The organism is Agromyces subbeticus DSM 16689, from assembly GCF_000421565.1.
Lineage (GTDB): Bacteria > Actinomycetota > Actinomycetes > Actinomycetales > Microbacteriaceae > Agromyces > Agromyces subbeticus.
Map to the genome: position 1 here is coordinate 68,547 of NZ_ATXG01000003.1, position 26,964 is coordinate 95,510.

Below are 26,964 nucleotides of genomic sequence, written 5' to 3' on the forward strand. Positions count from 1 at the left end.
GGGGCGAGGTTTCCGCCGCGACATGGCGACGGTGCCGGGTCTCGACACATCCCTCTTCATGCAAAGGAGCATCATGGACGATCTCATCGAGCGCGACGACAACCCCGAGTTGGGCCGGCGCCTTGGACTCTCGCGGCGACAACTCCTCGCAGCGACGACCGGCATGGCCGCGGCCGCCGCACTCGGCGCGGCCGCGTTCGGCGGGGGGCCGGCCCACGCCGCCACCCGTGCGGCCGCCGTGTCGGGGGCGAAGGGCGCCGGCAACGGCGTGCTCCTGCCCCCGGGCAAGCGCGGCATCATCCTCTACACGGTTCGCGACGCCGTCTCGCGCGACCCGAACACGACCGACCTCGCGTCGGGCTTCAAGGAGGTCTTCCAAGAGCTCTCGCGCATCGGCTACAAGCAGATCGAGTTCGCCGGATTCGGCCAGCACGCCAACGCCGAGGGCGGCAACGTCAACAACGTCGCCGGCGCCCAGTTGCTGCGCACGTGGCTCGACGACAACGGACTCGAAGCCGAGGGCAACCACGGCTCGATCCCGTCGACCGTCAGCGATGCCACGATCGCGGCGTTCGACGCGCAGTGCGAGGTCGCGAACATCCTCGGCCTCGGCCACATCGGAACCGGAAACGACCCGACGAACAGCGCCTTCGTCGCCGATTGGGAACTCGCCGCCGAGCGGTGGAACTTCTTCGGCGAGCGCGCGGCGTCGCACGGGCTCAAGCTGTACACGCACAACCACGACATCGCGTACAGCTTCCTGCTCGACAGCGGCCCGCTCGACGCGCTCGGGCGGCCGACCCGATCCAGCGGCATCCGTCGCCTGGAGCACTTCCTGCAGAACACCGACCCGAGCTACGTGTACCTCGAGATGGACATCTACTGGGCGCACGTGGCGCAGTACAAGCACCGCAGCTTCACCGCGCCCGACGGCACCGTGGTCGAGAGCCTCTTCGACCCCGCCGGGGTCGTCTCGGCGCAGACCACCCGGTTCCCGCTGTTCCACACGAAAGACGGGCGAATCAACACGGCGACCCCGAACGGCTACGACATGGTGCCGTTCGGCCAGGGAGACATCGACTACACGACGTTCTTCCAGCGCATCGGTGCCAAGGGCTACCACAACTCGATGTGGGAGCAGGACACGGCACCCGGTGGCGGCGCGAACCCCGGCCAATCGCTGGCGTTCGCGCAGGTCGCGTACGACGGCATGGCCGCGCTCCGCGGCTAAAGCACACTGCCCCGGGCCAGGCCGTAACCCGGCCCGGGGCATTCCTCGTTTCAGCACACCCCTCTTCCAAGGAGACATCCATGTCCAAATCCAGAATCCGGTTGGGCGCGCTCGTGCTCAGCGGACTGCTGGCGGCGACGTCGCTCACCGTGAGCGCCGGGGCCGCAGCCTTCGCACACGACGGCCATGATCACGGCGACGAGGTCAGCGCCACCACCTGGGCCAACTACGAACGAGTGACGCTCACGAGAGACGTCGGCGAGCCGATCGACCTCGCCGTGCTGCCCGACTCGCGCGTGCTGACCACGACTCGCGGCGGCCAGGTGCGCCTCACCGATCCCGCCCAGGGCACCACGGCGGTCGTCAACACGATCGAGGTCTACGCGAACTCCGAGGACGGACTGCAGACGATCACCCTCGACCCCGACTTCGAGGAGAACGGCTGGGTCTACCTCTACTACGCGCCCCGCACGATGACGGCCCCGTACCCGGCGACGACGCCGACCGGTTCGGCGCCGAACACGCTGCCGGCGGGTGCCGACGAGTCGTACTGGAACCAGTGGAAGGGCTACAACCAGCTCAGCCGATTCCACTGGAACGCCGAGACGAACTCGCTCGACCTCGCGAGCGAGCAGGTGATCATCAAGGTCGAGGTCCAGCGCGGTCAGTGCTGCCACGTCGCCGGTGACGTCGCGTTCGACAACGACGGCAACGTGCTGCTCGCCACGGGCGACAACACACCCGCGAGCACGCCCGGCGCCAACGGCTACGCGCCGAACAACGACCGTATCGGCTACAACCCCGGTCTCGACTCGCGTCGTGGCGCCGGCAACTCGAACGACCTGCGCGGCAAGATCCTGAGGATCGATGTGCAGGACGACGGCTCGTACACGATCCCCGCGGGCAACCTCTTCGCCCCGGGAACCGAGAAGACCCGCCCCGAGATCTTCGCCACCGGCCTGCGCAACCCGTTCCGCATCGACTACGACCCCGAGACCGGAGCCGTCACTTGGGGCGACTACGGCCCCGACGCGGGCACGGCGAGCGACCTCCGGGGCCCGATGGGCTATGTGGAGTGGCAGAGCACGACGAAGCCGATCAACGGCGGCTGGCCGTACTGCCACGGACCGAACGCGAACTACAACGACTGGGACTACGAGACGCTCGCCCAGGGCGACTGGTTCGACTGCGCCGCCGGGCCGATCAACACCTCGCGCCACAACACCGGCCTGACGCAGCTGCCCGCTGCGACGGCACCGCAGATCTGGTACGGCGACCAGGTCACGCACCAGCCGTGGCCCGAGCTCGGGGCCGGCGGGCAGGCCCCCATGGGCGGCCCGACCTACCGGTACGACGAGGAGAACGCGTCGACGACGAAGTTCCCCGAGTACTGGGACGGCAAGGCGTTCATGGCCGAGTTCTCACGCGACCGCATCTTCGCCTTCAGCCAGGAGGACCCCGACGGCGAGGTCACGAAGATCGAGGACTTCCTGCCGAACGCCTCGCTCAACGCGGCTGGCATGCCCCCGTGGGACAACGTGATCGACTTCGAGTTCGGCCCTGACGGATCGCTCTACGTACTCGACTACGGCGACGGGTTCTTCCGCCCCAACCCCGACGCCGGCCTCTACCGGGTCGACTACGTCGAGGGCACGAAGGGTCCGCGCGTCGAGCTCGACGCCTCGGTGACGTCGGGCCAGGGTCCGCTCGAGGTCGATTTCTCGGCCGCCGAGAGCACCCACCCCGACGGCCTCGCGCTCAGCTTCGCGTGGGACCTCGACGGAACGGGCACCTTCACCGACGGCCCCGCCGAGGTGAGCCGCACGTACACGACCGACGGGCAGTACACGGCGCGCGTCCGGGTCACCGACTCGAACGGGCGCGTCAGCCTCTCATCGGTCGTGATCACGGTCGGCAACACCGCGCCGACCATCGAGATCGTGACTCCCGAGAACGGCTCGTTCGCCGACTGGGGCGACACGGTCGCCTTCGAGGTGAAGGTCACCGATCCTGAAGACACGACGATCGACTGCTCGCGCGTGAACTGGAGCTACGCCCTGGGTCACGACAACACGCACGCCCACCCGCTGTTCAGCGGAACCGGCTGCACCGCCGAGATCGAGATGCAGGAGGAGGCCGGCCACGGCGAGACCGAGAACATCTACGCCCAGATCGGCGCCTCGTACACCGACGGCGGCAGCGCGACGGCTCCGGCGCTCTCGGCCGACGACGTGACGCTGCTCAACCCGCGCGAACTGCAGGCCGAGCACGCCGACGCGAAGGGCGGCGAGACGACGATCGTCGACGACGAGACCGCTCACGCCTTCCGCAAGGTCACCTCGTTCGACGCCGGCGACTGGCTGGCGTACGACCCGGTGAACCTCGTCGGGATCACGGGCGTCGAGGCACGCGCGACGGGCACCGGGTCGCTCTCACTGCGGTGGGGCAGCGCCGACGCCGAGCCGTTCCTGACGATCGACGTGGCGAGTGCCGGCACCGAGTGGCTCGAGGCATCCGCGCCGCTGGTCACCGTGCCGGAGGGAACCGATCGGTTGTTCGTGACGAGCACAGGCGGGGTCGACCTCGACCAGCTCGAGTTCACGACGTCGACCAACGACATCCGTGCGCTGCTCGACAGCCTCGACGACGACGACCGCATCACGCACGGCGCGGCGGCCTCGTTCGGGGACACGCTGGCCGAGGTCGACGCGGCCCTGGCCGCCGGTGACACGGCAACGGCGATCGGCAAGCTCGAGTTCATCGTCGCGAAGGTCCCGACCCGCATCCGCACCGACGCCGAGGCGGCGGCGCTCGTGATCCGCGCGACGGAGGCGGTGATCGCCGACCTCCGGTAACGCATCTCGTCTGCGCTGAGTCCGGAAGCCCCGGTTCGCCGATCGGCGGGCTGGGGCTTTCGCACGCTCGGCGGAAGCAGTGCATTCCGGGCCGCACCCGTAACGCGCGGCCCGGAACGCTGTGCCACCCCTCTTCCGGAAAGGTAAGCGACTCAGGGTACACCGGGGCCCCGCCGGCTCCGCGCCCCCCATCTAGGGTTGAACCGATGCCTCAACTCACCGACCTCCGCGTCGCGGCGATCGCCCTCGTGCGCGACCGCCGCGTGCTCATGGTCACCGCACGCGACCGCGATGTCTACTACATGCCGGGCGGCAAGATCGATGCCGGCGAGACGGCCGCCGAGGCCGCCGCTCGCGAGGCGCTCGAAGAGGTCGCGCTGGTGCTCGACCCGGCCGAGCTCGTCGATCTCTTCGAGGTCGTCGTGCAGGCGCATGGCGAGCCCGATGGCCGCCTGGTGCGCATGCGCGTCTTCCGCGCCGAGACGGATGCCGCGCCGCTCGCCTCGGCCGAGGTCGGCAGCCTGCACTGGGTGACGACCGCCGAGGTCGACCGGTGCCCGCCAGCCGGGGTCGAGGTGCTCGAGCGGCTCGCCGCCGCCGGCCTCATCGACTGACGCGAGTGGCGGCCGCGGGCCGGACCCGCAGGCCGCGGGCCCGCAGGCGGCGGGTCTGCCGGGCGCGCTGCTACCCCGGCAGCACGCCCAGCCCGTCGACGACCGGGATCGCCGCGAGCAGGCGCTGCGTGTACGGGTCCTGCGGCTGCGACCACACCTGCTCGACCGGGCCGCGCTCGACGATGCGACCCGCGCTCATCACGGCGACGTCGTCGGCGATCACCCGAACGACCGAGAGATCGTGGCTGATGAAGAGCAGCGCAGCACCCGTCTCGACGGCGAGCTTGCGCATCAGGATCGCGATGCGGGCCTGCAGCGAGGCGTCGAGCGAGGCGATCGGCTCATCGCCGATGAGCAGTTCGGGCCCGGCGGCGATGGCGCGCGCGATCGCGACGCGCTGACGCTGTCCGCCCGAGAACTGGTGCGGGTATCGAGTGCGGCTCTCGGCGTCGAGCTCGACGTGCTCGAGCAGGTCTGCCACGTTCCAGGCGTCGCGGTCGGGGTTGACCCGCAAGCCGTCTTCGATCTGGCTGCCGATCGTGCGCCGCGGGTTCAGCGAGGCGAACGGATTCTGGAACACCATCTGGATGCGCATGAGCCCGGGGTCGCGCTTGCGCAGTCCGAGCTTGCCGATCGGTCGGCCGTTGAACTCGATCGTGCCGGCCGATGCCGCCTCGAGACCGCAGACGGCGCGCGCGAGGGTGGACTTGCCGCAGCCCGACTCGCCGACGAGCCCGAGCACCTGGCGCGGCTCGAGCTCGAAGCTCACCCCGTCGACTGCGCGCAGCGTGCCACGACCCGGCAGTTTGTACGAGACCTGCAGTTCGTCGAGTTTCAGGAGCGTCATGATGCAGTCTCGCTTCCGGTCGGCGCATCGGAACTCGCACCCGAGTCGGCCTCGGGCAGCGCTTCGATGAGCGACTTCGTGTACGGATGCCTCGGCGCCGTGATCACCTGGTGGCGGTCGCCGTGCTCGACGATCTCGCCCATGCGCATCACGGCGATCGTGTCGGCGAGCGCCGACATGACCCCGAGGTCGTGGGTGACCAGCACGATGGCGATGCCGAGCTCGTCGCAGAGCTTTCGGAGGAGCCGCAGGATGCCCGCCTGCACCGTCACGTCGAGCGCGGTCGTCGGCTCGTCGGCGATGAGCACCGAGGGGTCGCACATGAGTGCAGACGCGATCGCGATGCGTTGCAGCTGCCCGCCCGAGAACTGGTGCGGGTACTTGCGCAGCGCGGCCTCAGGAAGCGGCACGGCCACGAGGCCCAGCATCTCGAGCGCTCGCGCCTTCGCCGCCCGCTTGGAGGCGCCGGTGTGATGCCGGTAGTGATCGACGAGCTGCGCCTCGATCGTCAGCATGGGGTGCAGGCTGGCCGTCGGGTCCTGGAAGATCATGGCGATCTTCGCCCCGCGGAAGCGGTTCATGCTGCGCTGCTTGAGCCCGATCAACTCGGTGCCCTCGAAGCGGATGCTGCCACCGAGCTGCGCACCCGCGGGCAGCAGCCCGCACACGGCGAGACCAGTCATGGTCTTGCCCGAGCCCGACTCGCCCGCGAGCCCGGTGATCTGCCCGGCCGGCACGTCGAGGTCGATGCCGCGCAGGATCTCTTTGCGGGAGTCACCGCGACCGAAGCTCAAGGTGAGGCCGGAGATGACCACGCCGCCCGGGTGTCGCGGTGCCTGCTTCATCATGGCGTCGTTCGTGCTGCTCACAGCGCCCTCCCCTGCACGGCTTCCTGCGATCGCGGGTCGAGGGCGTCGCGCAGCGCGTCGCCCAGGAAGTTGAACGCGAGCACGACGGTCAGGATGGCGAGGCCGGGGAACACGGCGATCCACCACGACGAGAAGTTCTGCACGCCGTCGGCGACCATCGCTCCCCAGTCGGGGGTCGGCGGAATGGCGCCCAGACCGAGGAACGACAGGCCCGAGAGCAGCAGGATCGCCGTGCCGACGTCGAGCGTCGCCAGCACCACGACCGGCGAGAGCACGTTCGGCAGGATGTCCTTGCGGAGCGAGGTGAACGGGCCGTTTCCGAGCAGCCGGCCCGCGATCACGTACTCGGCGTTGCGGGCGCCGAGCACGAGCGATCGCGTGACACGGGCGTAGGCCGGCCACGACACGATCAGCATCGCGATCACGGCGTTCGTGAGGCTCGGGCCGAGGGCGGCGGCGATGACCATCGCGAGGATGATCGTCGGGAACGCGAAGACGAGGTCCGCGATGCGCATGATGACCTCGTCGATCGCCTTGCCGAAATAGCCGGCGATCGCACCGAGGAGCGAACCGATGAGCATCGCGAACACGACGAGCATGAGCGCGAGCGGAATCGAGACCTGGGCGCCGGTGATGACTCGCGAGAGCACGTCGCGGCCGACCTGGTCGGTGCCGAACCAGTGCTCGGCGCTCGGCGGCTGCAGGCGCATGAAGTCCTGAGCGAGCGGGTCGAACGGACGGATCCACTGCGCGAAGAGGGCGATGAGCAACCAGAAGACGACGATCGCACCGCCGGTGATCGCGAGCGGAGTGCGCAGCTGCTTGGAGATGCGCAACCGGCCCTTGCGCCGGGTCTGCACTGCGAGGATGTCGGTCATGCCACTCTCACCCTCGGGTCGATGACGCCGTACAGCACGTCGATCAGGAAGTTCAGTCCGATGTAGACGAATCCCACGATGAGGCCGACGCCCATGATGGCGGGGAGGTCGAGCTTCGTCGCCGCCGAGTACGCGTATTCGCCGAGGCCGTGCCAGGAATAGACCTTCTCGACGAGCACGGTGCCCGACAGCAGCGAGCCGAACGCGACGCCGAGCACGGTGATGATCGGCACGAGTGCGCCGCGCAGCACGTAGCGGCCGACGACGATCCGCCCCGGCAGGCCCTTGGCGCGGGCCGCGCGCACGTAGTCGAGATCGAGTACCTCGAGGATCGCTGAGCGGGCGAACCGCGTGAGCAGGCCGATCGTGTAGAGCGCGAGCACCGCCGCGGGCAGGATCAGGTGCGAGACGGCGTCGCCGAAGGTCGCCCACTGACCGGCCAGCAGCGAGTCCACCGTGTACATGCCGGTCACCTTCGGTGGCGGGATGGCCGCGGGCGAGAGCCGGCCGGAGCCGGGGAACCAGTGCAGCTGCGAGAAGAAGACGAAGTAGACCACGAGTGCGAGCCAGAACGACGGCACCGAGATACCGATCAGGCTGACGACGCGGATCACCTGGTCGGTGATCGTGCGGCGCCTGAGTGCGGCCCACATGCCGAGCCCGATGCCGATGACGATCGAGATGAGGATGGCCGCGAGCGCGAGCTCGGCGGTCGCGGGGAACGCCTTGCCGAGGTCTTGGGCGACCGGCGCCCTCGTCTGCTGCGAGATGCCCCAGTCGCCCTGCAGCAGGTTGCCGACGTACGTGATGTACTGCACCGGGAGCGGCTGGTCGAGTCCTGCATCGGCGCGGAACTGCGCGACGATCTCGGGGTCCGCGGCGGCCTGCTCGCCGAGTGCCGCCTGCACCGGGTCGGCCGGCACGAGGTTCGTGAGCGTGAAGGTGACGAGCGTGACGCCGAACAGGAGCAGGACGGTCAACGCCGCCCGGATGCCGAGATAGCGCGCGAGCGGGTGGATGCCCGCTCGCGCGCCCTGCTCCCGAGGAGCCGTGCTATTCGATTCCGGCAAGGTCGACGGTCCAGGTCGGGTTGAGCGGCACCGTCGTGATGCTCGGTGCCGTGACGACGTTCTGCGCGGGCTGCAGCAGCGGGATGAACGGTCCGCTCGCGTTCTGCGCCTGCTGCAGCTCTTCGTAGGCTGCGGCGCGTGCAGCGGGGTCGGTCGCCGCGACGGCGGTCGCCGCGAGATCGGTCACGGTCGGGTCGGCGCCCGCCGCCCAGCCGGCGCGCAGGCCCACGAGCTCACCCGGGGTGAACGCGAGGTAGTTCGAGGGGTCCGGGAAGTCGGGGCCCCAGTACCAGAGGCCGACCGTCTCCTTGCCGTCACGATAGGCGTCGAGCTCGGTCGCGACGGGTGCCGGCGCGAGCGTGATGGTGATGCCGACCTCCTTCAGCTGCGCCTGGATCGACTCCGCGATGCTCTGCAGCGAGAGGCCCTGCACGGTGATGTCGTTGGGGAAGTTCAGCGTGACCTCTTCGCCGGCGTACCCGGACTCGGCGAGGGCGGCTGCCGCGGCATCCGCGTCGAACTGATTGCCGTCGGCCGCGTCGAGCGCTCCGTTGAAGATCGAGGGGATGAAGCCGCCGGGGCGCACCGAACCCTCACCGGCGAGATCGACGATCTTGTCGTAGTCGATGCCGAGCTTGACCGCCTCGACGAACTTCGGGTTGCTCGTGATCTCGCTGACGGCCGGGTCCTGGTTCAGCAGCAGGAAGATCATGTACCGCGAGGGGTTCGCGATGATCGACACCTTGGAATCGTCGAGCTCGGCGACCTGGTCGGGGTTCAGGTCGAGGGCGACCTGCGAGTCACCGGCCTCGACGTTCAGCTTCTGCGTCGGGCCCTGCACGTTGCGCAGCACGACACGCTCGTACGCCGGCTTGTCGCCCGAGTACTCGGGGTTCGCCGTGAACACGACCTGGGACGCCGCGTCGAAGGACTCGAGCACGTACGGGCCCGAGCCCGCCGAGGTGGTGTTGAGGAAGGTCTCTGCATCGTCGTCGGCCGTGGTGCTGCCGCCGTTCTCTTCGACGACCTCCTGGTTGACCACGCCGAGGGCGGGGTTCGGCAGGATGAAGGGCAGCGCGGGGTTGGGGGTCGCCGAGGTCAGCGTGAGCGTGGCGTCGGAGGTCTTCTCGACGGTGACGCCGTCGAGCAGGAACGAGGGGTTGCCCTTGACCCCCTGCACGCGCTGCAGCGAGAAGACGGCGTCGTCGACGGTGACCTCCGACCCGTCGGAGAACGTGTGGCCCTCGTTCATCGTGAGGGTGAGCACCGTGTTGTCGGCGTTCATCTCGTAGCTCGCGAGGCCGTCGACCGGCGTGGTGACGTCGTCGCCGTCGAACGTGAGGAGCGTCTCATACAGGGCCTTGGCCACGATCGAGCCGGTCGTCTCGTACTCGCGGTTGGGGTCGGCGGTCTTCAGGTCGAACGACGCATCGACCACGAGCGAACCGCCCGAAGGGGCTTCGGAGGAATCAGGAGCAGCGCAGGAGCTGAAGGCGAGCGAAGCGGCGACGGCCAGGCCGACGGCGACTGCGCTGCGCCGTGCTGTGCGGCGGAACGATCGAGACACGGGGGTGCTCCTTCTCTGGTTGGAGGGATGAGTGCGAAAGTAGTGCGACCGCAGTCATTCGTCAATCATCGATGCGGTAACGAAGAAGAAATGTCTCGATATTGTGGCGATACTGGCATATTCTCTCAGGTACTGCCTCACCCTATTGCTGTGACTGGACAGATGGAGTCCCCGATGCAACTCGATGACACGCACGTTCGCATGCTGGAGCTCCTGCGAGAAGACGGTCGCACCTCGGTCGCGTCGCTCGCCGAGCAGCTCGGCATCTCTCGTTCGAACGCGTACACGCGCTACGAGGCGCTCGTTCGGGGCGGGGTCATCAAGGGCGTGCACGCCGAGGTCGACCCGGCCTCGGTCGGCATCGGAGTCGCGGCGATGGTCTTCATCACGCTGCGGCAGAGCCAGTGGGCCGACTTCCGGGCCCGGCTCACCTCAGTTGCCGAGCTCGAGTACTACGCCGTCATGACGGGCGAGCACGATGCCATGCTGATCGTGCGGGCGCCCGACGTGGCGGCGATCCACGAGCTCGTCGCGACCAGGCTCGCCCAGTGGCCGTCGATCAAGGCGACCACGACGGTGTTCATCATGGACGAGGAGCGGGCTCACGTGTCACTGCGCATGGCGCGCACCGCGAGCAGCTCGGTCGAAGACTCGGGCGAGCGCTTCGGCATGACCCGCTTCGTGCGCACGAGCGACGACCGCGCGCAGCGCGTGCCCGAGCGGCGACGGCGCTGACCCGGCCGCCGGCGCAGCAGGTTCAGCTCAGGCCGGTCCAGCCCCCAGCACCTCACGGCACACGCTCGTATGCAGTGCACCATCGGGGGTGCGGTACTCCTCGGTGAGCAGAAGCGCGCCATCGTCGGCGAGCGAGATCACCGACGAGGCGCTGCCGGTGACGGTACCGACCCGGGGGCCGCGGTGCACGAACGAGATGTCGATGCGGGCCTCGTTCCGCACGCCGCAGAAGCGACCGATCGACACCGTGTCGCCGAGATACTCGCCCCAGATCACACCGTCGGCCTCGCGGTAGACGAAGCGCGTCGGGGCGTCGGCATCCACCACGCTCGAGGTCGACGAGACCATGTCGAACACCCGCTGATCGAGATCGATGTCGAGAGTGGTCGAGGGGTGCTCGTGGTGCGATCCGGTCATGACGCCATTGTGTGGAGGCGGCGAAAGGGGTGTCAAACCGTCGCGCGTTCCGTCTCGTGTCGACGTGCGTCCGGGCGGCGTTTCGAGACAAATCGTACGATTCGTCGGCAGTACTGCGGATGTTTCGCCGATTCGAACCTCCGGCTGTTGACGTCCTTTCGTGCTGCTGGCTTACTGGGCACCATGCGTCCAGAGACTTTCTCCTTCCGCGACCCTCGCACCCAGCCGCTGCCCGAGACCGAGGCGTTCCGCGACTACATGGCGGCGGGCTGGGGCCCGGCCGACCGCCACGCCGACGTCGCACCCGGCGCCGGCGCTGCCGCGGCCCGGCATCGCACCCGCATCGGCGAGCAGTTCACCGGGCGAACGATCGCGGTGGCCGCCGGTCGTTCGCACGTGCGCTCGAACGACACCGAGTTCGGCTTCCGCGCCGACAGCGACTTCGTGTGGCTCACCTCGTGCCAGACCGAGGGCGCCGTGCTGGTCATGACGCCCTCCGGCAGCGGGCACGATGCCGTCGTGTACCTCGCCGAGCCGATCGGCCCAGGAAGCGACGCCTTCGCGGCCGACGCATTGCGCGGCGAACTGTGGATCGGCCCCGCTGCGGGCCTCGCCGACTGGTCGAGCGCGCTCGGTGTCGACGTGCGTTCCCTCGAACGGCTCGACCACGCGCTCGACGCCCTGCCGGCCGACACCCTCATCGCGGGCGCCGCCGAGCCGCGACTCGGCGACCGCTTCGCGCCTTCGGCCGAACTCGCGATCGCGCTCTCGGCCGCGAAGCTCGTGAAAGACGAGTGGGAGATCGCGCAACTGCGCTCGGCGGTCGATGCGACGGTCGCCGGGTTCCGTTCCGTCGCGCGTGAGCTGCCGGCCGCGGCCGAGTTCGGCGGCGAGCGCTGGCTGCAGGCGACGTTCGATCGCCACGCCCGCACCGTCGGCAACGGCGTGGGCTACTCGACCGTCGTCGGCAGCGGCCCGCACTCGCCCACGCTGCACTGGACCCGCTGCGACGGCCCGGTGCTGCCCGGGCACGTGGTGCTCCTCGACGCCGGGGTCGAGGCGCGCACCCTCTACACCGCCGACGTGACCCGCACGCTGCCGGTGAGCGGTGCCTTCAGCCCGGCACAGCGCACGGTGCACGACCACGTCGAACGTGCGCATCGAGCGGCCATGGGACAAGTCGGGCCCGGCCGGTCGTTCCGCGATATGCGAACCACGGCATATGAGTCGATCGCGACGAGCCTGCACGAGCTCGGCATCCTGACGGTGTCGGTCGACGAGGCGATGTCGGCCGACGGCCAGCAGCACCGTCGCTACCTGCCGTGCGGCACCGGGCATCATCTCGGCCTCGACGTGCACGACTGCGCTCGCATCGGCGACGAGCGCTACCTCGACGAACCCCTGCTGCCCGGCGCCGTACTCACGGTCGAGCCGGGACTCTACTTCCACGCCAACGACCTCACCGTGCCGCCGGAGTTGCGCGGCATCGGCGTGCGCATCGAAGACGACCTGCTCGTGACCGACTCGGGGCACGAGGTGCTCTCGGCTGCCCTGCCCATCGACGCCGACGGCATCGAGGCGTGGCTTCGGGGAGTAGTCGGCTCGCCCTCGTAGACTTCGGGCATGGCGACCACCCGCGTATTCCGCAGCGGCGAATGGGTCACGCTCATCACGCGCACCGGCATCGACGACGGCCCGGACTACGTGCTGGTGCACGGCATCGGCATGGCGCACGAGTACTGGTCGGATGTCGCGGAGGCGCTCGGTCGCACCGGCACCGTGTACGCGCTCGACCTGCCCGGTTTCGGTGAAGCACCCGAACCCGAGCATCCGCCGTCGATGCCGGCCGCGGGCGACCTGCTCGCCGAACTCGTTCGTGCCGAGCGCATCGAGCGGCCGGTGCTCGTCGGACACTCCGCCGGCGCGCAAGTGGTGGCAGAGGCTGCTGCGCGGCATCCCGAGCTCTTCCCATGCATCGTGCTCATCGGGCCGACCGTGAACCCTCGGGAGCGGACCGTGGCCAAACAGGCGGGGCGACTCGCGCAAGACCTCGTGCTCGCGCACCCCAAGGTGCTCACCCTCGGCCTGGTGTCGTACGCCAAGGCCGGCGCGGGTTGGTACCTCGAGTCGCTTGCGCCCGTCATGGAGCACGAGATCGAGCGCACGTTGCCGAAGATCACCGCCGACACGCTCGTCATCCGCGGCGAGCGCGACCGAATCGTGCCCCGTGACTGGGCGAAGCAGGCCGCGGCACTCGTGCCGAACGGCCGGTACGCCGAGGTGCCGGGGCGCGGCCACGAGACCATGATCACCGCCGGGCCGCTGGTCGCCGACCTCATCGCGCGGCACGCGCGTGGCGAAGCGGTCGGGCGCGAGGTGCCGCGCACCGCGCCGACGGTGCGCAGCGGCGAACCCGTGCAGCCCGATGCCCCGATCGCGAGCAGCGCCACGGTTCCCGACGCACCGGCACCGCTCCCTCCGCTCGCGGCCGCGGGCTGGTGGGCACTCGACTACCTCGACGCGGTGCGCCAGCAGTTGCGGGTGCTGACGTTGCCGAACGCGTCGAAGCGGTGGTCGACGGGTGATGCAGGCAAGCCGACGATCCTGCTGCTGCCGGGCGTCTACGAGCACTGGTCGTTCATGGCGCCGCTCGGCGACGATCTCAATCGCCACGGCTATCGCGTGCAGGTCGTGCACGGCCTCGGCGCGAACCTGCTCGGCATCTTCGAGACGGCCGCCCGCATGGCCCGCGCCCTCGAGCGCGCGCCGACGCCGCCGGCGGGCTTCGTCATGGTGGCGCATTCGAAAGGCGGCTTGGTCGGCAAGCGGATGCTGCTGAGCGACGCCGACCGGCGGCTCGGGCTCATCGGGGTGGTCGCCATCGCCACCCCGTTCGGCGGCTCGCGCCTCGCGCGCTACCTGCTCGACCCCGGATTGCGGGAGTTCCTGCCCGAGGGAGCGACGATCACGGAGCTCACCGGCGCCGCGTCGATGAACTCGCAGATCGTGTCGGTCTTCGGCACCTTCGACCCGCACGTGCCTGAGGGCAGTGTGCTCGCCGGGGCGAAGAACGTGCAGGTGCCCGTCGCCGGGCACTTCCGCATCCTCTCGGCGCCAGAGACGAGCGCGGCCGTCGTGGCCGGGATCGAATCATTCGCCGTGCCGGCGCGGGCCGCCACCATTTCGGCGAAAACCCCCCGATCGGCCTGATCCGCCCGATTCGATCCGATCTCGTGGCGATCCCCGATCTCGTGGTGCCCGAGCCTCGAGCGAACGCGAAGACGCGGGGCGGTCACGGATCCCGTGATCACCCCGCGTCGAATTCGTGCGGTGCGAGACTCAGCGCGTGGCGAAGCGACGACGCACGAGCACGCCGGCTGCGCCGAGCACGAGAAGCCCTGCTGCGAGCGCGCCGACCGTCAGGTCGACACCGGTCTCGGCGAGCTTGGGGCCGGTCGCGGCCGGGGTCGAGCTCTCGCCGGCCGGAACCACCGCAGCGGCGATGACGGGGGCTTCGCCCTCGATGAAGCGGCCCGTCTCGTCCCCGCTGAAGTAGTAGGCGAGGACGTCGCCGACCTGTGCGCCCGGGATCGTGGCAGTGACCGTGCCTGCGCCGGCTGCGTCGGCGACCGTCTCTTCGAGACCGGCGAAGTCGCCGACCGGCTCGCCGTCGCGGAGCAGCTGGAATCCGTAGTAGACCGGCTCATCGGCACCGAAGCCCGCGAAGTTCGCGGTGAGGCCGGTGGCGAGCTGCTCGGGCGAAACCACCTGTCCGAGGCTCACGCCGGGCTCCGGCAGGTCCGACTCGGTGATCGTCAGCGCGACCGAGTTCGACACGAGCCATTCGGTCTCATCGAGCTGCTGCCTGGCGTTCACGGAGACCCGGGGGTAGTCGGACTCGCTCGTGACCGGAGCATCGCGGATCGGGACGACCTGCGCATCGATCGCACCCTCGGCATCTGGCGTCACGGTGATCTCGTAGAGGCCCTCGCCCGAAGAAGGGCCAGCGGCGACGCCGACCGACACCGTCACGTCACCGGTGCCGATGAAGCCGGTGCCCGTGATGTGGAAGCCCGCACCCCACTCGCCTGCGGGGAACGAAGTGGTGTCGAGCGCGATCACCGGGGCGTCGGCTGCTTGGGCCGGAGCGGCGGCGAGCAGGCCGGCGAAGGGGAGCGCAACGACTGCGGCGATGGCAGCCGCACGGACTCGCAAGGAGATGGGACGCATGCTTGGGGCGCCTTTCGGAGAGAGGTGTTGTGAGAGAGGAGCCTCTCCGCAGCGACCATACCAACCGGACGACATCCTCCGTATGGGGAGCACTGCCCATGACCCGCGACCTGTAACCGGGAGAGCTCAGTGCACGTACTCGAGCAGGTCGAGACCGACCTGGCGCATGCCGTCGAGCACCGCCAGGCGCGAGGAGATCATCGTGTCGGCGTAGTACATCGACACGGCGTACGAGACGCTCGCCCGCGGGCCGCGCAGCACGCCGACCTCGCTGCGCACGCCGCCGTCGGTGCCGGTCTTGTTCATGAGCAGCACGTTGTGGTCGGGGGTGCGATGCGCGAGCGGGTCGAGGCCGAAGGCGCTCGCCACCATCGACAGGTCGGCGTTCAGCGAGAGCCAGCCGACGACGCGCTGCGACACCTCGGGCGAGACGATCTCGCCGCGAGCGAGCGAGGCGAAGAGCCAGGTGAGCTCTTTCGCCGAGCCGATCGACAGTTGCGGTGCGTCGTCGGGGCCGCGATGGTCGCGCACGAGGTCGAGCAGCGCCGTGCGGGTGAGGCCGAGCGTCTCGGTGCGAGCGCGCACGGCCTCAAGGCCGACGTGGCGGATGAGCACGTTCGTGGCGAGATTGTCGCTCGTCGCCCCGATGAGCGCCGCGAGGTCGGCGAGGGGCAGCGACGGCGATTGCATGTGCTGCCAGATGCCCGAGTCGCCGACGGCGTCGCGCGGCGCCCGGTCGAGCACGGTGAACGCCTCGCTGCCGTCGCCCGAGAGTCGCGAGGCGACCTCGACGAGCAGCAGCACCTTGCCGATCGACGCCGTGGGCATCACGACATGGTCGTCGACGGAGAAGAGCACCTTGCCGGTGGCCAGGTCGGTCGCCCTGGCCGACACCTGCACGCCCGCGAGCGCGAGTTCGCCGAGCGCGTCGAACCCGCGTGCGAAGTTCTCGTTCGCCTCTTCGGTGCGATGCTTGCCGCGCCGGATGTCGCTATGCCGTGCACGCCGCTCCGAACCCTGCGACGACGTCACCACGGTGATTCCACTGCCTTCCTCTGGCGGTCGGCGCTCCCCCACCGCGTTCAGCGGCGCGCTCGAATTTCGGTGTTCTTGCGGTTGTGGATCTGCGACTACCAGATCGTCACCCGCTCGGCTGGATCGAGCCAGAGCGCGTCATCGGGAGTCACTCCGAAGCTAGCGTAGAACTCGTCGATGTTTCTGACGATCTGGTTGCACCGGAACTCGTTCGGCGAGTGCGGATCGATCGCCAGCAGACGGATGACCTCTTCGTCGCGGCCCTTCATCTGCCAGGCCTGCGCCCACGACAGGAAGAACCGCTGCGCGGCGGTCAGGCCGTCGATCACCGGGGCCGCCTCGACGTCGCCGCCGAGCGAGAGCACGTAGGCCTTCCACGCGATGGCGAGGCCGCCGAGGTCGCCGATGTTCTCGCCGATCGTGAGCGCACCGTTGACGTGGGCGTCGCCGTTGACGTGCGCCTCACCGTTGCCTTCGCTCTCGCCTTCTCCGTCGGCGTCGCCCGCTTCCGCCACGTCGACCCGCCCGGTGAGCAGCTGCTCGGGAACGAGGGCGTCGTACTGGTCGATGAGCGCCGTCGTGCGCTCTTCGAACGCGGCGCGGTCGGCCTCGGTCCACCAGTCGGTGAGGCGCCCGTCGCCGTCGTACTTCGAGCCCTGGTCGTCGAAGCCGTGCCCGATCTCGTGCCCGATCACGGCGCCGATGGCACCGTAGTTCGCCGCGGCATCCCGCTCGGCATCGAAGAAGGGGTACTGCAGGATCGCCGCGGGGAACACGATCTCGTTGAACCCCGGGTTGTAGTACGCATTGATCGTCTGCGGCGTCATGAACCACTCGTCGCGGTCGAGCGGTTTGCCGATCTTGCCGAGCTCGCGGTTGAACTCGAACTCGGCGGTCGCCCGCACGTTGCCGACGAGGTCGTCGGAGATCTCGAGCACTGAGTAGTCGCGCCACTTCACTGGAAAGCCGATCTTCGGCGTGAACTTCGCGAGCTTGTCGAGCGCCTTCGCGCGCGTCTCTTCGCCCATCCATTCGAGCCCGGTGATCGACTGCCGGTAGGCCTCGACGAGGTTCGCCACGAGGTCGTCCATCGCCACCTTCGCGGCTGGCGGGAAGTGCCGTTCGACGTAGATGTGCCCGACGGCCTCGCCCATGGCGCCCTCGACGAGCGAGACGCCGCGCTTCCAGCGCTCGCGCATCTGCGGCGTGCCGGTGAGGGTGCGCCCGTAGAAGTCGAAGTTCGCCTCGACGAAGTCGTTCGAGAGGTACGCCGCACTGCCGCGGACGACCTGCCAGGCGAGCCAGTCCTTCCACGCGGGCAGGCGGTCTTCGGTGAGCAGCGCGCCGAGGCCCTGCACGAACGACGGCTCGCGCAGCACGATCTCGTCGAACGCACCCGTGGGCACGCCCATCGCATCGCGCCAGACGTCGAGGTCGGCGGATGCCTCCGCGACCGCGTCATCCCACGAGTACAGGTTGTACGTCTTCTCGCTGTCGCGGGTCTCGACGTTGTTCCAGTGCGCGGCCGCGATCTCGGTCTCGAGCTCGTACACCCGCGCCGCACGCACCTCGGGCTCGTCGAGCTGCGCGAGCCGCAGCATCCGCTCGAGGTGCGAGCGGTACGCCTCGCGCACCGACTCGAACCGCTCTTCACGGAAGTAGCTCTCGTCGGGCAGGCCGATGCCGCCCTGCTCGACGAAGACGAGGTAGCGCTCGGGGTCGCCCGGGTCGTTGTCGACGTAGAGCTGCAGGAAGCCCGGCACGCCCTGTCGCTCGAGTTGCCCGAGCGTCGTGAGGAACGCCCCGACCGAGCTGATCAGCTCGACCTCGACGAGCTGGCCGGCGATAGGCGTGGCGCCCAGCAGGTTCGCGCGCTCTTCGTTCAGGAAGCTCGCGTAGAGGTCGCCCACCTTGCGCGCCTCGGTGCCGGGCTCGGCGCCTTGCGACTCCTCGATGATCTCGCGCACAGCCTGCTCGGCCTCTTCGTGCAGCACGAGGAACGAGCCGTATCTCGCCTTGTCGGCGGGGATGTCGGTGCGCTCGATCCACCGGCCGTTGACGTGCCGGAAGAGGTCGTCTTGCGGCCGGATGCCCGCATCGAGCTCGTCGTGCTTGATTCCGGAGGGCAGCGCGGCATCGGTCATTGCTCCAGCCTAAGTGTCGGCCCGCCGACGGGTCACCTGTCTCAGCGAAGCTGGGCGAAACTCTCAGCACTCGCAGTCGGCCCGACGACGAGGATCGTGTCACCGGCCTGCAGCATCGTGTCGGCGTCGGCGTTGCGCCACTGCTCGGCGTCGCGCTTGAACGCCGCGATCGTGACACCGTATGCGGCGCGCAGGCCCGTGTCGCCGAGCCGCTTGCCGAGCAGCTCGTTCGGTGCGGCCGCCTTCACGAGGGCGTACCCCGAGTCGACCTCGATGTAGTCGAGCGCGGCTCCGCGCACGAGGTGCGCGACCCGACGCCCCATGTCCTTCTCGGGGTAGATCACGTGGTGCACCCCGAGCTGGTCGAGGATCAGGCCGTGCCGGTCGTCGACGACCTTCGCCCAGATCACCGGGATGTTCATGCTGAGCAGCACCGAGCACGTGAGGATCGACGCCGAGATGTCGTCGCCGATGGCCACGACGACCCGGTCGAACTCGTCGATCGCGAGTTGGCGCAGCGCCTCCTCCTTGGTCGAGTCGGCGCGCACCACTTGCGTCAGCTGGCCGTTCATGGCCTGCACGAGGTCTTCATCGAGGTCGATGCCGAGCACCTCGGTGCCTGCGGACATGAGCTCGAGGGCGAGCGAGCTGCCGAAGCGGCCGAGGCCGATGACGGCGACCGAGTCGGCCTCTGCGATGCGACGAGAGGTATCGCCGCCGAAGAACGGGAACTTAGCCAATGGCGGGCCTTTCCTTGGGGAATTCGTACAGGATGCGCCGATCGCGCAGGGCGATCGCGGTGCCGAGGGTGAGCGGGCCGAGCCGGCCCGCGAACATCAGCAGCACGAGCACGAGCTGCGCCGCGTCGGGCAGGTCGGCCGTGATGCCGGTCGAGAGGCCGACCGTGGCGAACGCCGACACCGCCTCGAACAGCACGCGGTCGAGGTCGAGGCCGGTGAGCAGCAGCAGCACCGCCGTCGAGACCACCACCGCGGCGACGGCGATCAGCACGACCGTGATCGCCTGCCGGTGCACCGCACGCGAGAGCCGCTTGCCGAAGATGTTCACGGATGCTTCGCCGCGCAGCTCGGTGAGCATGATGAAGAAGAGCACGGCGAACGTCGTCACCTTGATGCCGCCAGCGGTGCCCGCCGGGCCGGCGCCGATGAACATCAGCACGTCCATGCCGAGCCAGCTCGCGTCGTTCATCGCGCCGATGTCGATCGAGTTGAAGCCCGCGGTGCGAGTCTGCACCGACTGGAAGAAGCCCGCGAGCACCCGCGCCGCCGGGTCGAGCCCGCCGAGGGTGTCGGGGTTGTTCCACTCGATCACCGTGAGGTACACCGTGCCGGCGATGAGGAGCACGACGGTCGCCCAGAGCACGATCTTCGTGTTCATCGACCAGTGCAGGGGCCGCGTGAACTCCTTTCGCAGCTGCATGATCACCGGAAAGCCGAGGCCGCCGAGGATGATCGCCGCCGAGATCGGCAGACAGATGAACGGGTCGGAGACGAAGCCCATCAGGTTGTCGGAGAACAGCGCGAAGCCGGCGTTGTTGAACGAGGAGACGGCGAGGAATCCCGCGTGCCATGCCGCCTCGCCCGGCGCGTAGCCGTAACCGATCAGGAACCGCGCGCCGAGCAGCAGGAACACCGCGGCTTCGATCGTCAGCGAGATGAGCACGATGCCGCGCACGAGGCCGCGCACATCGGCGAAGCCGACCGCCTTCGCCTCTGCGGCCGTGTTGAGCCGCGACCGCACCGAGAGCTTGCGCGCGAGCACGAGGCCGATGAGCGAGGCGAAGATCATGATGCCGAGGCCGCCGAGCTGGATCAGGATCATGATGACGACCTGCCCGAACGGCGACCAGTGGGTCACCGTGTCGACGACCGTGAGGCCCGTCACGCACACCGCCGACGTCGCCGTGAAGAGCGCGTCGATGAACGAGGCCCCGCCCGGCCCGGCCTTGGCGATCGGGAGCATGAGCAGCATCGTGCCCACGAGCACTGCGAGCGCGAAGCCGATCACCACGGCCTGCGCCGGGTGGAGGCGGAACGCGGTGCGCCTCCGCGACCTTCGGCGGCTCGTCGCGGTCGGCATCCGTGTCGTCACTCCTCGTACTCTACGACCCGGGCGACGGATGCCGCGACGCCCGCGTCGGCGGCGCGGCATAGGCTCGATGCGGCCCATGAGCAGCAACGACCCCGACCCACGACCCTCGGCGCGATCCGTGCCGCGATCCGCGCCGCGATCCGTCGACCGCGACATCCTGCGCCTCGCCGTGCCGGCGCTCGGCGCCCTCATCGCCGAACCGCTGTTCCTGCTCGCCGACACGGCGATGATCGGGCACCTCGGCGCCACGCCGCTCGCCGGTCTCGGCCTCGCGAGCGCCGTGCTGCAGACGATCATCGGGCTCATGGTGTTCCTCGCCTACGCGACGACGCCCGCCGTCGCCCGGCGCGTGGGGCTCGGCGACGAACGCGGCGCCGTGGCATCCGGCGTCGACGGGCTCTGGCTCGCGCTCGGGCTCGGCGCGGTGCTCGCGGTCGCCGGCTGGTGGGCCGCCCCCGTGTTGGTGGGGGCCTTCGGCGCGAGCCCCGACGTGGCCGCCGAGGCATCCGTCTACCTCACGATCTCGATGGCCGGGCTGCCCGCGATGCTCGTCGTCTTCGCCGCAACCGGCCTGCTGCGCGGCCTGCAAGACACTCGCACGCCGCTCTGGGTCGCCGGTATCGGCTTCGCGGTGAACATCGTGCTCAACTACGTGTTCATCTACGTCGCCGGGTGGGGCATCGCGGGCTCGGCGCTCGGCACCGTGGTCGCGCAGTGGGGCATGGTCGCGGTCTACCTGGTCGTCGTCGGGCGGCACGCCGCCCGCGTGGGCACGAGCCCGTGGCCGCATCACGCCGGAGTGCTGCGCGGCGCCGCCTCGGGCGGGTGGCTGTTCCTGCGCACCCTGAGCCTGCGGCTCGCGCTGCTGCTCGCGACGTGGACGGCGACCTCGCTCGGCCCGAACGAGCTCGCGGCGTTCCAGGTGGCGATGACCATCTACTTCACGATCGGCTTCGCCCTCGACGCGCTCGCGATCGCCGCGCAGGCGCTCATCGGCCGCGACCTCGGCGCGGGCGACCTCACCGCCGTCCGGGCCGTACTGCGACGCTGCCTGCAATGGGGCGTCGGCAGCGGCGCCGTTGTCGGCGTGATCGTGCTCGCGACGGCGTGGGTGCTGCCCGCGGTCTTCACGAGCTCGGCGGATGTCGCGGCGCTGCTGCCCCCGACGCTCGTCGTGCTCGCGCTCTCGGCGCCGCTCGGCGGCATCGTGTTCGTGCTCGACGGCGTGCTCATCGGCGCGGGCGACGCCCGCTACCTCGCCTGGACCGGCGTGGTGAACCTCGCCGTGTTCGTGCCGCTCGCACTCTGGGTCGTCGCGGTGGCCCCGCCGGGGGCCGCCGGCCCGGCGTGGCTCATGGCCGCGTTCGCGCTCGGTTACCTCGGCGCACGGGCGGTGACCCTCGGGCTCAGGGCGCGCGGGTCGGCGTGGATGGTGGTCGGCGCCGGGCGCTGAGGGCGGCTCGCGCTCCGCGTCAGGGGCAGGTCAGGCCTCGGTCGAATCCAGCCACTCTCGTGCGGCGGCGACGAGGGCGGCGACGCCGACGTCGAGCGTCGGCTCGATGAGCGGCGCGAAGAACGGCGAGTGGTTCGACGGGATGTCGTCGGGCATGCGCCCGGTCGCGAGCGCGTCGCCGAAGAGCGACGGGTCGGCGCCACCGAGGAACCAGTAGACGAGGGGTGCGCCCGCAGCCGTGGCGAGAACGCCGACGTCTTCGCTGCCCGAGACGAGCCCGGGGTCGATGACGCGCTGCTCGCCGAGCGCTCGCCGCAGTGCCGCGGCGGTGCGTTCGGTCGCCGCCGGCTCGTTCACCGTGAGCGGGAAGCTCTCTTCGAAGGTGATCTCGGGCTCGCGCGGTGCACCCGACGCCGCGGCTTCGGCCTTCGCGATGCGCTCGATCGCGGCGAGCACCTTCGTGCGCACGGTCTCGTCGAAGCTGCGCACGCTGAGTCCGAGGGTCGCCTCCGCCGGGATGATGTTGCTCTTCGTGCCCGCGTGGATCTGGCCGACGGTCACCACCGCGGCATCCGTCGCCGCCAGCTCGCGCGCGACGATGCCCTGCAACCGCACCGTGGTCGACGCGGCGAGGTACACGGGGTCGACCGTCGTCTCGGGGCGCGAGCCGTGCCCGCCGGTGCCGTGCAGGCGCACCGAGAGCGAGTCGGCGGCGGCCATCGCGACGCCGGCATGCACGCCCGCGAAGCCCGCCGGGAACGGCGCGACGTGCTGGCCGAGCACGATGTCGGGCTTCGGCACGCGGTCGTACAGGCCGTCGGCGACCATCGCCTCTGCGCCGCCGCCCCACTCCTCGGCGGGCTGGAAGAGCGCGATCAGCGTGCCCGACCAGCTGGCCCGGTCGGCGACGAGGCGCTCGGTCGCGCCGAGCAGGCACGTGACGTGCACGTCGTGTCCGCACGCGTGCATGACGGGCATGTCGTTGCCCTCGTGGTCGGTGCCGCGGGCCGTGCTCGCGTAGGGCAGGCCGGTCACCTCGAGCACGGGCAGGCCGTCCATGTCGGCGCGCAGCAGCACGGTCGGGCCGGCGCCGTTCTCGAGCACGCCGACGACGCCCGTGCGGCCGATGCCGGTGGTCACGATCAGTCCGAACGAGGTGAGCGCCTCGGCGACGATGCCCGCGGTGCGGTGCTCCTGGAACGAGAGCTCGGGGTGTTCGTGCAGGTCGCGGTAGACGGCGGCGAGGTCGAGGGTCATGACGTCAGCCTACGGTCGGCGACGCCTGGCGAGTCGACGCCGTGCACAACTCCGGAGCCAGGTGCCAACACGCCGCTGGCCGACCCGCCTCCGCCGGCGTGTCGGTCGAAATCTCCGGAGTTGCGCACAGCGCCTGCGCCGCCGCCCGCCGCCTGCACGGCGACCCGAGATCTCGGAGCTACGCGCCGATCGGGCGCGGGGGCGCGGTCGTGTCGCCGACGTGCAGCGTGCTCGTGAAGCAGCGCGACCGCGGCGGCTCGCCGGCGAGCATCTGCACGACGGCCTCGCCGGCCGCACGGCCCTTCGCGACCGAGGGTTGCACGAGCGTCGTGAGGTCGTGCTGCAGCCCGTCGACCCGGATGCCGTCGAAGCCGAGCACGCTGAGCTCGGCCGGCACGCGGAGGCCGAGCTCTTCAGCCGCCTGGATGACCCCCGCCGCGAGCAGGTCGCTCTGCGCGATGATGGCCGTCGGCCGCTGTGCGGCATCAGCGAGCAGCGCGCGCCCCGCCTCGAGCCCCTCTTCGATCGAACTCGCGGCGGCCACCCGCCCGGTCGCATGCGGGAACACCTCGCGGGCGCCGGCGAGTCGTCGGCTCGCCGTGGCGGCCGTGCTCGCCGCCAGCAGCTCATCGGTGATCGGGCCGCGAGTACGGTCGGCGTCGAAGGGCAGGGTGACGATCGCGACATCCGTGTGGCCGAGCTCGCGAAGGTAGTCGGCACCCCGCCTCGTCGCCGCTTGGTTGTCGATCGAGATCTCGGGAATGTCTTCGCCGGTCTCGCCCTCGATGGCGACGGCAGGGATGCCGCGGCGGCGCAGTGCCTCGATCGACACGGCGAGCCGCGGGCTGCAACCGATCAGCACGACCGCGTCGACCGGAGCGCTCTCGATGCCGACGGCGTTGCCGCCGACCTCGCCCGTGTCGGTGAGCAGCAGCAGGCCCGCGCCGAGCGGGGCGATGCCCTCGGAGATGCCGTCGAGCATCTGGATCTTCACGGGGTCGAGGAACGCGGCGCGCACCCGCTCCTCGAGCACGACGCCGACGATGCCCGAACGTCCTCGGCGCAGCGAGCGAGCCCGGGGGTCGGGGCCGGCGTAGCCGAGGTCGGATGCCGCGGCGCGCACGCGTTCCTTCGTGGCATCCGACACGGGGCCCGAGCCGCTGAAGGCGAGCGACGCCGTCGACGGAGAGACACCGGCGCGCGCGGCGACGTCGGCGAGTGTCGGGCGGGACGCGGCGTCGGGCTGCATGCGCCCGATTCTAGGCCGAATCGATTCGATTCCCGTTGATCGGGCGGAAACACGCCCTCGGCCTCCGCCCGGAGGGCGTGTTTGTGCCATCTCAACGAGGTGGGCGGGAGGAGGTGGGAGGAGGCCTGGGGTCAGGCCGCGGGGCCCACCTCGTCGCGGGCTGCCGCGAACGCGGCAACGCAGCGCCGGATCTCGTCGTCGGAGTGCGCCGCCGAGAGCTGCACGCGAATGCGCGCGGCGCCGCGCGGCACGACCGGGAAGCTGAACGCCGTCACGTACACCCCGTGCCGCTGCAACGCATCGGCCATGCGCGCGGTGAGCGCGGCGTCGCCGAACATCACCGGCACGATGGCGTGCTCGCCGGGCAGCAGCTCGAACCCGGCATCCGTCATCAGCGAGCGGAACAGCGCGGCATTCGACACCAGGCGCTCCCGCAGCGAACCTGAGCTCTCGACGAGCGACAGCGCCTCGATCGTGCCGGCGACGATCGCCGGCGCGAGCGTGTTCGAGAAGAGGTACGGGCGCGCGCGCTGGCGCAGCAGGTCGACGATCTCTTGACGAGCGGCGACGTAGCCGCCGGATGCCCCGCCGAGCGCCTTGCCGAACGTGCCGGTCGTGATGTCGACCCGGCCCTCGACGCCGCAGTACTCGGGCGTGCCCCGGCCATGCTCGCCCACGAACCCGACCGCGTGCGAGTCGTCGACGAAGACGAGCGCGTCGTAGCGATCGGCGAGGTCGCAGATCTCCTGCAGGGGCGCGATGTAGCCGTCCATCGAGAACACGCCGTCGGTCACGATCACCCGGCGACGGGCATCGGATGCCGCGACCAGCTGCGCCTCGAGGTCGGCCAGGTCGCGGTTCTTGTAGCGGTAGCGCTGCGCCTTCGAGAGCCGGATGCCGTCGATGATCGAGGCGTGGTTGAGCTCGTCGGAGATGATCGCGTCGTCGGCGCCGAAGAGCACCTCGAAGACGCCGCCGTTCGCGTCGAAGCACGAGGAGAAGAGGATGGTGTCGTCGTAGCCGAGGAACGACGAGACCCGCTTCTCGAGCTCGAGGTGCAGCTCTTGCGTGCCGCAGATGAACCGCACGCTCGCGAGGCCGTAGCCCCAGTCGTCGAGGCCGCGGTGTGCGGCCGCGACGATGCGCGGGTCGTTCGCGAGCCCGAGGTAGTTGTTGGCGCAGAAGTTCAGCACCTCGCGCCCCGCGACCTCGATCTGCGACGACTGCGGTCCGTGGATGCCGCGCTCGCGCTTGGTGAGGCCGGCGGCCTCGATCTCGTCGAGTTCGCCGCGAAGCTGTTCGCGAATGGTTCCGTACATCAGAGCTCCGTCCAATCGAGGATGACCTTGCCGACGCCGCCCGAGGCGGCCGCATCGAACGCCGTGCGCCACTCGCGTGCCGGGTAGCGATCGGAGATGATCGACGCCACGCGACCGCGCAGTTCGGGGCTCGTCTGCAGCATCGCGCTCATCGAGTTCCACGTCTCGAACATCTCGCGCCCGTAGATGCCCTTCATGGTGAGCATGTGGGTGACGACCTTGCCCCAGTCGATCGCGAAGGGCTCGGCGGGCAGCCCGAGCAGCGCCATGCGCCCGCCGTGGTTCATGTTCTCGATCATCTCGGGCAGCGCCTTCGCCGAGCCCGACATCTCGAAGCCGACGTCGAAGCCCTCGCGCATGCCGAGTCGCCCCTGCGCCGAGCGCACGCGCTCCTTCGACACGTCGACGACGGCGTCGGCGCCCATCGACAGCGCCAGCTCGAGGCGTGCGGGCGAGACATCCGACGCCACGATGAACCGGGCGCCGACGTGGCGCGCCACCGCGATCGACATCAGCCCGATCGGCCCGCAGCCGGTCACGAGCACGTCTTCGCCGACCACCGAAAAGGCGAGCGCGGTGTGCACGGCGTTGCCGAAGGGGTCGAAGATCGCGCCGACCTCTGGCTCGATGTCGGCGTGGTGCACCCAGACGTTCTCGCCGGGCAGCACGACGAACTCGGCGAACGCGCCGTCGCGGTGCAGCCCGACACCCTTCGTGCGGATGCACATCTGGCGGCGCCCCGCACGGCAGTTTCGGCACATGCCGCACACGATGTGGCCCTCGCCCGAGACCCGGTCGCCGACGGCGACGTCGTGCACGAGCGGCCCGACCTCGACGACCTCGCCGTAGAACTCGTGGCCGGGAACGAGCGGCGCGGCGATCGTCGACGCGGCCCAGTCGTCCCACTTCTCGATGTGCAGGTCGGTGCCGCAGATGCCGGTGCGCAGCACCCGGATCTTCACGTCGGCAGGCCCGATCTCGGGCTCGGGCCGATCGACGTACTCGAGGCCGGCGCCAGGCGCGGGTTTGTACAGGGCCTTCATCGGCGAAACTCCATTGTTCGGCGCACGAGCCACTGGGTG

At 70.0% G+C, this 26,964-nt stretch carries 22 protein-coding genes; 7 read left to right on the plus strand and 15 right to left on the minus strand.

Features of this window, described 5'->3' with window-relative positions:
• The first annotated feature begins 73 nt into the window (after window positions 1-73).
• The 3 genes from H521_RS0106490 to H521_RS0106500 all read left to right on the plus strand — a co-directional run bounded on the left by H521_RS0106490 (window position 74) and on the right by H521_RS0106500 (window position 4,700).
• Window positions 74-1,231 carry a sugar phosphate isomerase/epimerase family protein gene (locus tag H521_RS0106490; protein WP_040424049.1) on the plus strand — a complete coding sequence of 386 codons (1,158 nt, stop codon included), beginning with the start codon at window positions 74-76 and terminating at the stop codon, window positions 1,229-1,231.
• 80 nt (window positions 1,232-1,311) lie between these two features.
• On the plus strand, window positions 1,312-4,086 hold the full coding sequence (locus tag H521_RS21835; protein WP_084512019.1) for a PQQ-dependent sugar dehydrogenase: 2,775 nt from the start codon (window positions 1,312-1,314) through the stop codon (window positions 4,084-4,086).
• A 206-nt stretch (window positions 4,087-4,292) separates the two neighbouring features.
• Complete coding sequence (locus tag H521_RS0106500; RefSeq protein WP_022892220.1) at window positions 4,293-4,700, plus strand: NUDIX domain-containing protein; 408 nt, start codon at window positions 4,293-4,295, stop codon at window positions 4,698-4,700.
• Window positions 4,701-4,770: 70 nt separating this feature from the next.
• Here the strand turns inward: H521_RS0106500 and H521_RS21840 are convergent, their stop codons facing one another.
• Genes H521_RS21840 through H521_RS0106525 form a run of 5 tightly spaced genes read right to left on the minus strand, consistent with a single transcriptional unit; the run spans window position 4,771 to window position 9,931 of the window.
• Window positions 4,771-5,547, minus strand: coding sequence for an ABC transporter ATP-binding protein (locus H521_RS21840; protein ID WP_022892221.1), 777 nt, complete (start codon window positions 5,545-5,547; stop codon window positions 4,771-4,773).
• Window positions 5,544-6,416 carry an ABC transporter ATP-binding protein gene (locus H521_RS21845; protein WP_022892222.1) on the minus strand — a complete coding sequence of 291 codons (873 nt, stop codon included), beginning with the start codon at window positions 6,414-6,416 and terminating at the stop codon, window positions 5,544-5,546. Before H521_RS21845 ends, H521_RS21840 begins: the two co-directional genes overlap by 4 nt.
• Window positions 6,413-7,294 (minus strand): ABC transporter permease, encoded by an 882-nt coding sequence (locus tag H521_RS0106515; RefSeq protein WP_022892223.1) that lies wholly within the window; start codon window positions 7,292-7,294, stop codon window positions 6,413-6,415. The genes H521_RS21845 and H521_RS0106515 overlap by 4 nt, the downstream gene beginning before the upstream one ends.
• Window positions 7,291-8,364 carry an ABC transporter permease gene (locus tag H521_RS0106520; RefSeq protein WP_026481985.1) on the minus strand — a complete coding sequence of 358 codons (1,074 nt, stop codon included), beginning with the start codon at window positions 8,362-8,364 and terminating at the stop codon, window positions 7,291-7,293. The genes H521_RS0106515 and H521_RS0106520 overlap by 4 nt, the downstream gene beginning before the upstream one ends.
• A complete protein-coding gene (locus tag H521_RS0106525) occupies window positions 8,348-9,931 on the minus strand; it encodes an ABC transporter substrate-binding protein (protein WP_022892225.1) in 1,584 nt (527 codons plus the stop codon). The genes H521_RS0106520 and H521_RS0106525 overlap by 17 nt, the downstream gene beginning before the upstream one ends.
• Before the next feature lie 174 nt (window positions 9,932-10,105).
• Here H521_RS0106525 and H521_RS21850 point away from each other — a divergent pair, with 174 nt between their 5' ends.
• Entirely contained in the window at window positions 10,106-10,666 is a 561-nt protein-coding gene (locus H521_RS21850; RefSeq protein ID WP_022892226.1) for an Lrp/AsnC family transcriptional regulator, read from the plus strand.
• Between the two features lie 27 nt (window positions 10,667-10,693).
• Here H521_RS21850 and H521_RS0106535 read toward each other — a convergent pair whose 3' ends face one another.
• On the minus strand, window positions 10,694-11,083 hold the full coding sequence (locus H521_RS0106535) for an avidin-fold protein (protein ID WP_022892227.1): 390 nt from the start codon (window positions 11,081-11,083) through the stop codon (window positions 10,694-10,696).
• Between the two features lie 183 nt (window positions 11,084-11,266).
• Between H521_RS0106535 and H521_RS0106540 the strand changes: the two genes are divergently transcribed.
• Both H521_RS0106540 and H521_RS25405 read left to right on the plus strand, forming a co-directional pair.
• Entirely contained in the window at window positions 11,267-12,697 is a 1,431-nt protein-coding gene (locus H521_RS0106540) for an aminopeptidase P family protein (RefSeq protein ID WP_022892228.1), read from the plus strand.
• A gap of 9 nt (window positions 12,698-12,706) precedes the next feature.
• The gene (locus tag H521_RS25405) at window positions 12,707-14,293 is read left to right on the plus strand and encodes an alpha/beta hydrolase (RefSeq protein WP_022892229.1); all 1,587 of its coding nucleotides are present in this window, start codon (window positions 12,707-12,709) and stop codon (window positions 14,291-14,293) included.
• Window positions 14,294-14,422: 129 nt separating this feature from the next.
• Here H521_RS25405 and H521_RS0106555 read toward each other — a convergent pair whose 3' ends face one another.
• The 5 genes from H521_RS0106555 to H521_RS0106575 all read right to left on the minus strand — a co-directional run bounded on the left by H521_RS0106555 (window position 14,423) and on the right by H521_RS0106575 (window position 20,592).
• Entirely contained in the window at window positions 14,423-15,313 is an 891-nt protein-coding gene (locus H521_RS0106555; RefSeq protein WP_022892230.1) for an LPXTG cell wall anchor domain-containing protein, read from the minus strand.
• Window positions 15,314-15,439: 126 nt separating this feature from the next.
• A complete protein-coding gene (locus H521_RS0106560) occupies window positions 15,440-16,348 on the minus strand; it encodes a serine hydrolase (protein WP_022892231.1) in 909 nt (302 codons plus the stop codon).
• A 95-nt stretch (window positions 16,349-16,443) separates the two neighbouring features.
• Window positions 16,444-18,492, minus strand: a complete 2,049-nt coding sequence (locus tag H521_RS0106565; protein ID WP_022892232.1) for a M13 family metallopeptidase — start codon at window positions 18,490-18,492, stop codon at window positions 16,444-16,446.
• Window positions 18,493-18,533: 41 nt separating this feature from the next.
• Window positions 18,534-19,232, minus strand: coding sequence for a potassium channel family protein (locus H521_RS0106570; protein ID WP_022892233.1), 699 nt, complete (start codon window positions 19,230-19,232; stop codon window positions 18,534-18,536).
• Entirely contained in the window at window positions 19,225-20,592 is a 1,368-nt protein-coding gene (locus H521_RS0106575) for a TrkH family potassium uptake protein (protein ID WP_022892234.1), read from the minus strand. The genes H521_RS0106570 and H521_RS0106575 overlap by 8 nt, the downstream gene beginning before the upstream one ends.
• An 88-nt stretch (window positions 20,593-20,680) precedes the next feature.
• Between H521_RS0106575 and H521_RS0106580 the strand changes: the two genes are divergently transcribed.
• Window positions 20,681-22,057 (plus strand): MATE family efflux transporter, encoded by a 1,377-nt coding sequence (locus H521_RS0106580; protein WP_022892235.1) that lies wholly within the window; start codon window positions 20,681-20,683, stop codon window positions 22,055-22,057.
• Window positions 22,058-22,087: 30 nt separating this feature from the next.
• Here H521_RS0106580 and H521_RS0106585 read toward each other — a convergent pair whose 3' ends face one another.
• From H521_RS0106585 to tdh, 4 genes are all read right to left on the minus strand, one after another.
• Window positions 22,088-23,314 carry an amidohydrolase gene (locus H521_RS0106585; RefSeq protein ID WP_022892236.1) on the minus strand — a complete coding sequence of 409 codons (1,227 nt, stop codon included), beginning with the start codon at window positions 23,312-23,314 and terminating at the stop codon, window positions 22,088-22,090.
• Between the two features lie 178 nt (window positions 23,315-23,492).
• Complete coding sequence (locus H521_RS0106590) at window positions 23,493-24,563, minus strand: LacI family DNA-binding transcriptional regulator (RefSeq protein ID WP_040424007.1); 1,071 nt, start codon at window positions 24,561-24,563, stop codon at window positions 23,493-23,495.
• A gap of 131 nt (window positions 24,564-24,694) precedes the next feature.
• Window positions 24,695-25,882 (minus strand): glycine C-acetyltransferase, encoded by a 1,188-nt coding sequence (locus tag H521_RS0106595; protein ID WP_022892239.1) that lies wholly within the window; start codon window positions 25,880-25,882, stop codon window positions 24,695-24,697.
• A complete protein-coding gene (gene tdh, locus H521_RS0106600) occupies window positions 25,882-26,925 on the minus strand; it encodes an L-threonine 3-dehydrogenase (protein WP_022892240.1) in 1,044 nt (347 codons plus the stop codon). Before tdh ends, H521_RS0106595 begins: the two co-directional genes overlap by 1 nt.
• Window positions 26,926-26,964: the final 39 nt, after the last annotated feature.

What these genes read in the sequence shown, in the direction of transcription:
- H521_RS0106535 (WP_022892227.1), bottom strand. Translation starts at nt 11,083, where the DNA reads ATGACCGGATCGCACCACGAGCACCCCTCGACCACTCTCGACATCGAT.
- H521_RS21835 (WP_084512019.1), top strand. Translation starts at nt 1,312, where the DNA reads ATGTCCAAATCCAGAATCCGGTTGGGCGCGCTCGTGCTCAGCGGACTG.
- H521_RS0106565 (WP_022892232.1), bottom strand. Translation starts at nt 18,492, where the DNA reads ATGACCGATGCCGCGCTGCCCTCCGGAATCAAGCACGACGAGCTCGAT.
- H521_RS0106500 (WP_022892220.1), top strand. Translation starts at nt 4,293, where the DNA reads ATGCCTCAACTCACCGACCTCCGCGTCGCGGCGATCGCCCTCGTGCGC.
- H521_RS0106575 (WP_022892234.1), bottom strand. Translation starts at nt 20,592, where the DNA reads ATGCCGACCGCGACGAGCCGCCGAAGGTCGCGGAGGCGCACCGCGTTC.
- H521_RS0106580 (WP_022892235.1), top strand. Translation starts at nt 20,681, where the DNA reads ATGAGCAGCAACGACCCCGACCCACGACCCTCGGCGCGATCCGTGCCG.
- H521_RS0106515 (WP_022892223.1), bottom strand. Translation starts at nt 7,294, where the DNA reads ATGACCGACATCCTCGCAGTGCAGACCCGGCGCAAGGGCCGGTTGCGC.
- H521_RS21850 (WP_022892226.1), top strand. Translation starts at nt 10,106, where the DNA reads ATGCAACTCGATGACACGCACGTTCGCATGCTGGAGCTCCTGCGAGAA.
- H521_RS0106555 (WP_022892230.1), bottom strand. Translation starts at nt 15,313, where the DNA reads ATGCGTCCCATCTCCTTGCGAGTCCGTGCGGCTGCCATCGCCGCAGTC.
- H521_RS25405 (WP_022892229.1), top strand. Translation starts at nt 12,707, where the DNA reads ATGGCGACCACCCGCGTATTCCGCAGCGGCGAATGGGTCACGCTCATC.
- H521_RS21840 (WP_022892221.1), bottom strand. Translation starts at nt 5,547, where the DNA reads ATGACGCTCCTGAAACTCGACGAACTGCAGGTCTCGTACAAACTGCCG.
- H521_RS0106595 (WP_022892239.1), bottom strand. Translation starts at nt 25,882, where the DNA reads ATGTACGGAACCATTCGCGAACAGCTTCGCGGCGAACTCGACGAGATC.
- H521_RS0106490 (WP_040424049.1), top strand. Translation starts at nt 74, where the DNA reads ATGGACGATCTCATCGAGCGCGACGACAACCCCGAGTTGGGCCGGCGC.
- tdh (WP_022892240.1), bottom strand. Translation starts at nt 26,925, where the DNA reads ATGAAGGCCCTGTACAAACCCGCGCCTGGCGCCGGCCTCGAGTACGTC.
- H521_RS0106540 (WP_022892228.1), top strand. Translation starts at nt 11,267, where the DNA reads ATGCGTCCAGAGACTTTCTCCTTCCGCGACCCTCGCACCCAGCCGCTG.
- H521_RS0106585 (WP_022892236.1), bottom strand. Translation starts at nt 23,314, where the DNA reads ATGACCCTCGACCTCGCCGCCGTCTACCGCGACCTGCACGAACACCCC.
- H521_RS0106590 (WP_040424007.1), bottom strand. Translation starts at nt 24,563, where the DNA reads ATGCAGCCCGACGCCGCGTCCCGCCCGACACTCGCCGACGTCGCCGCG.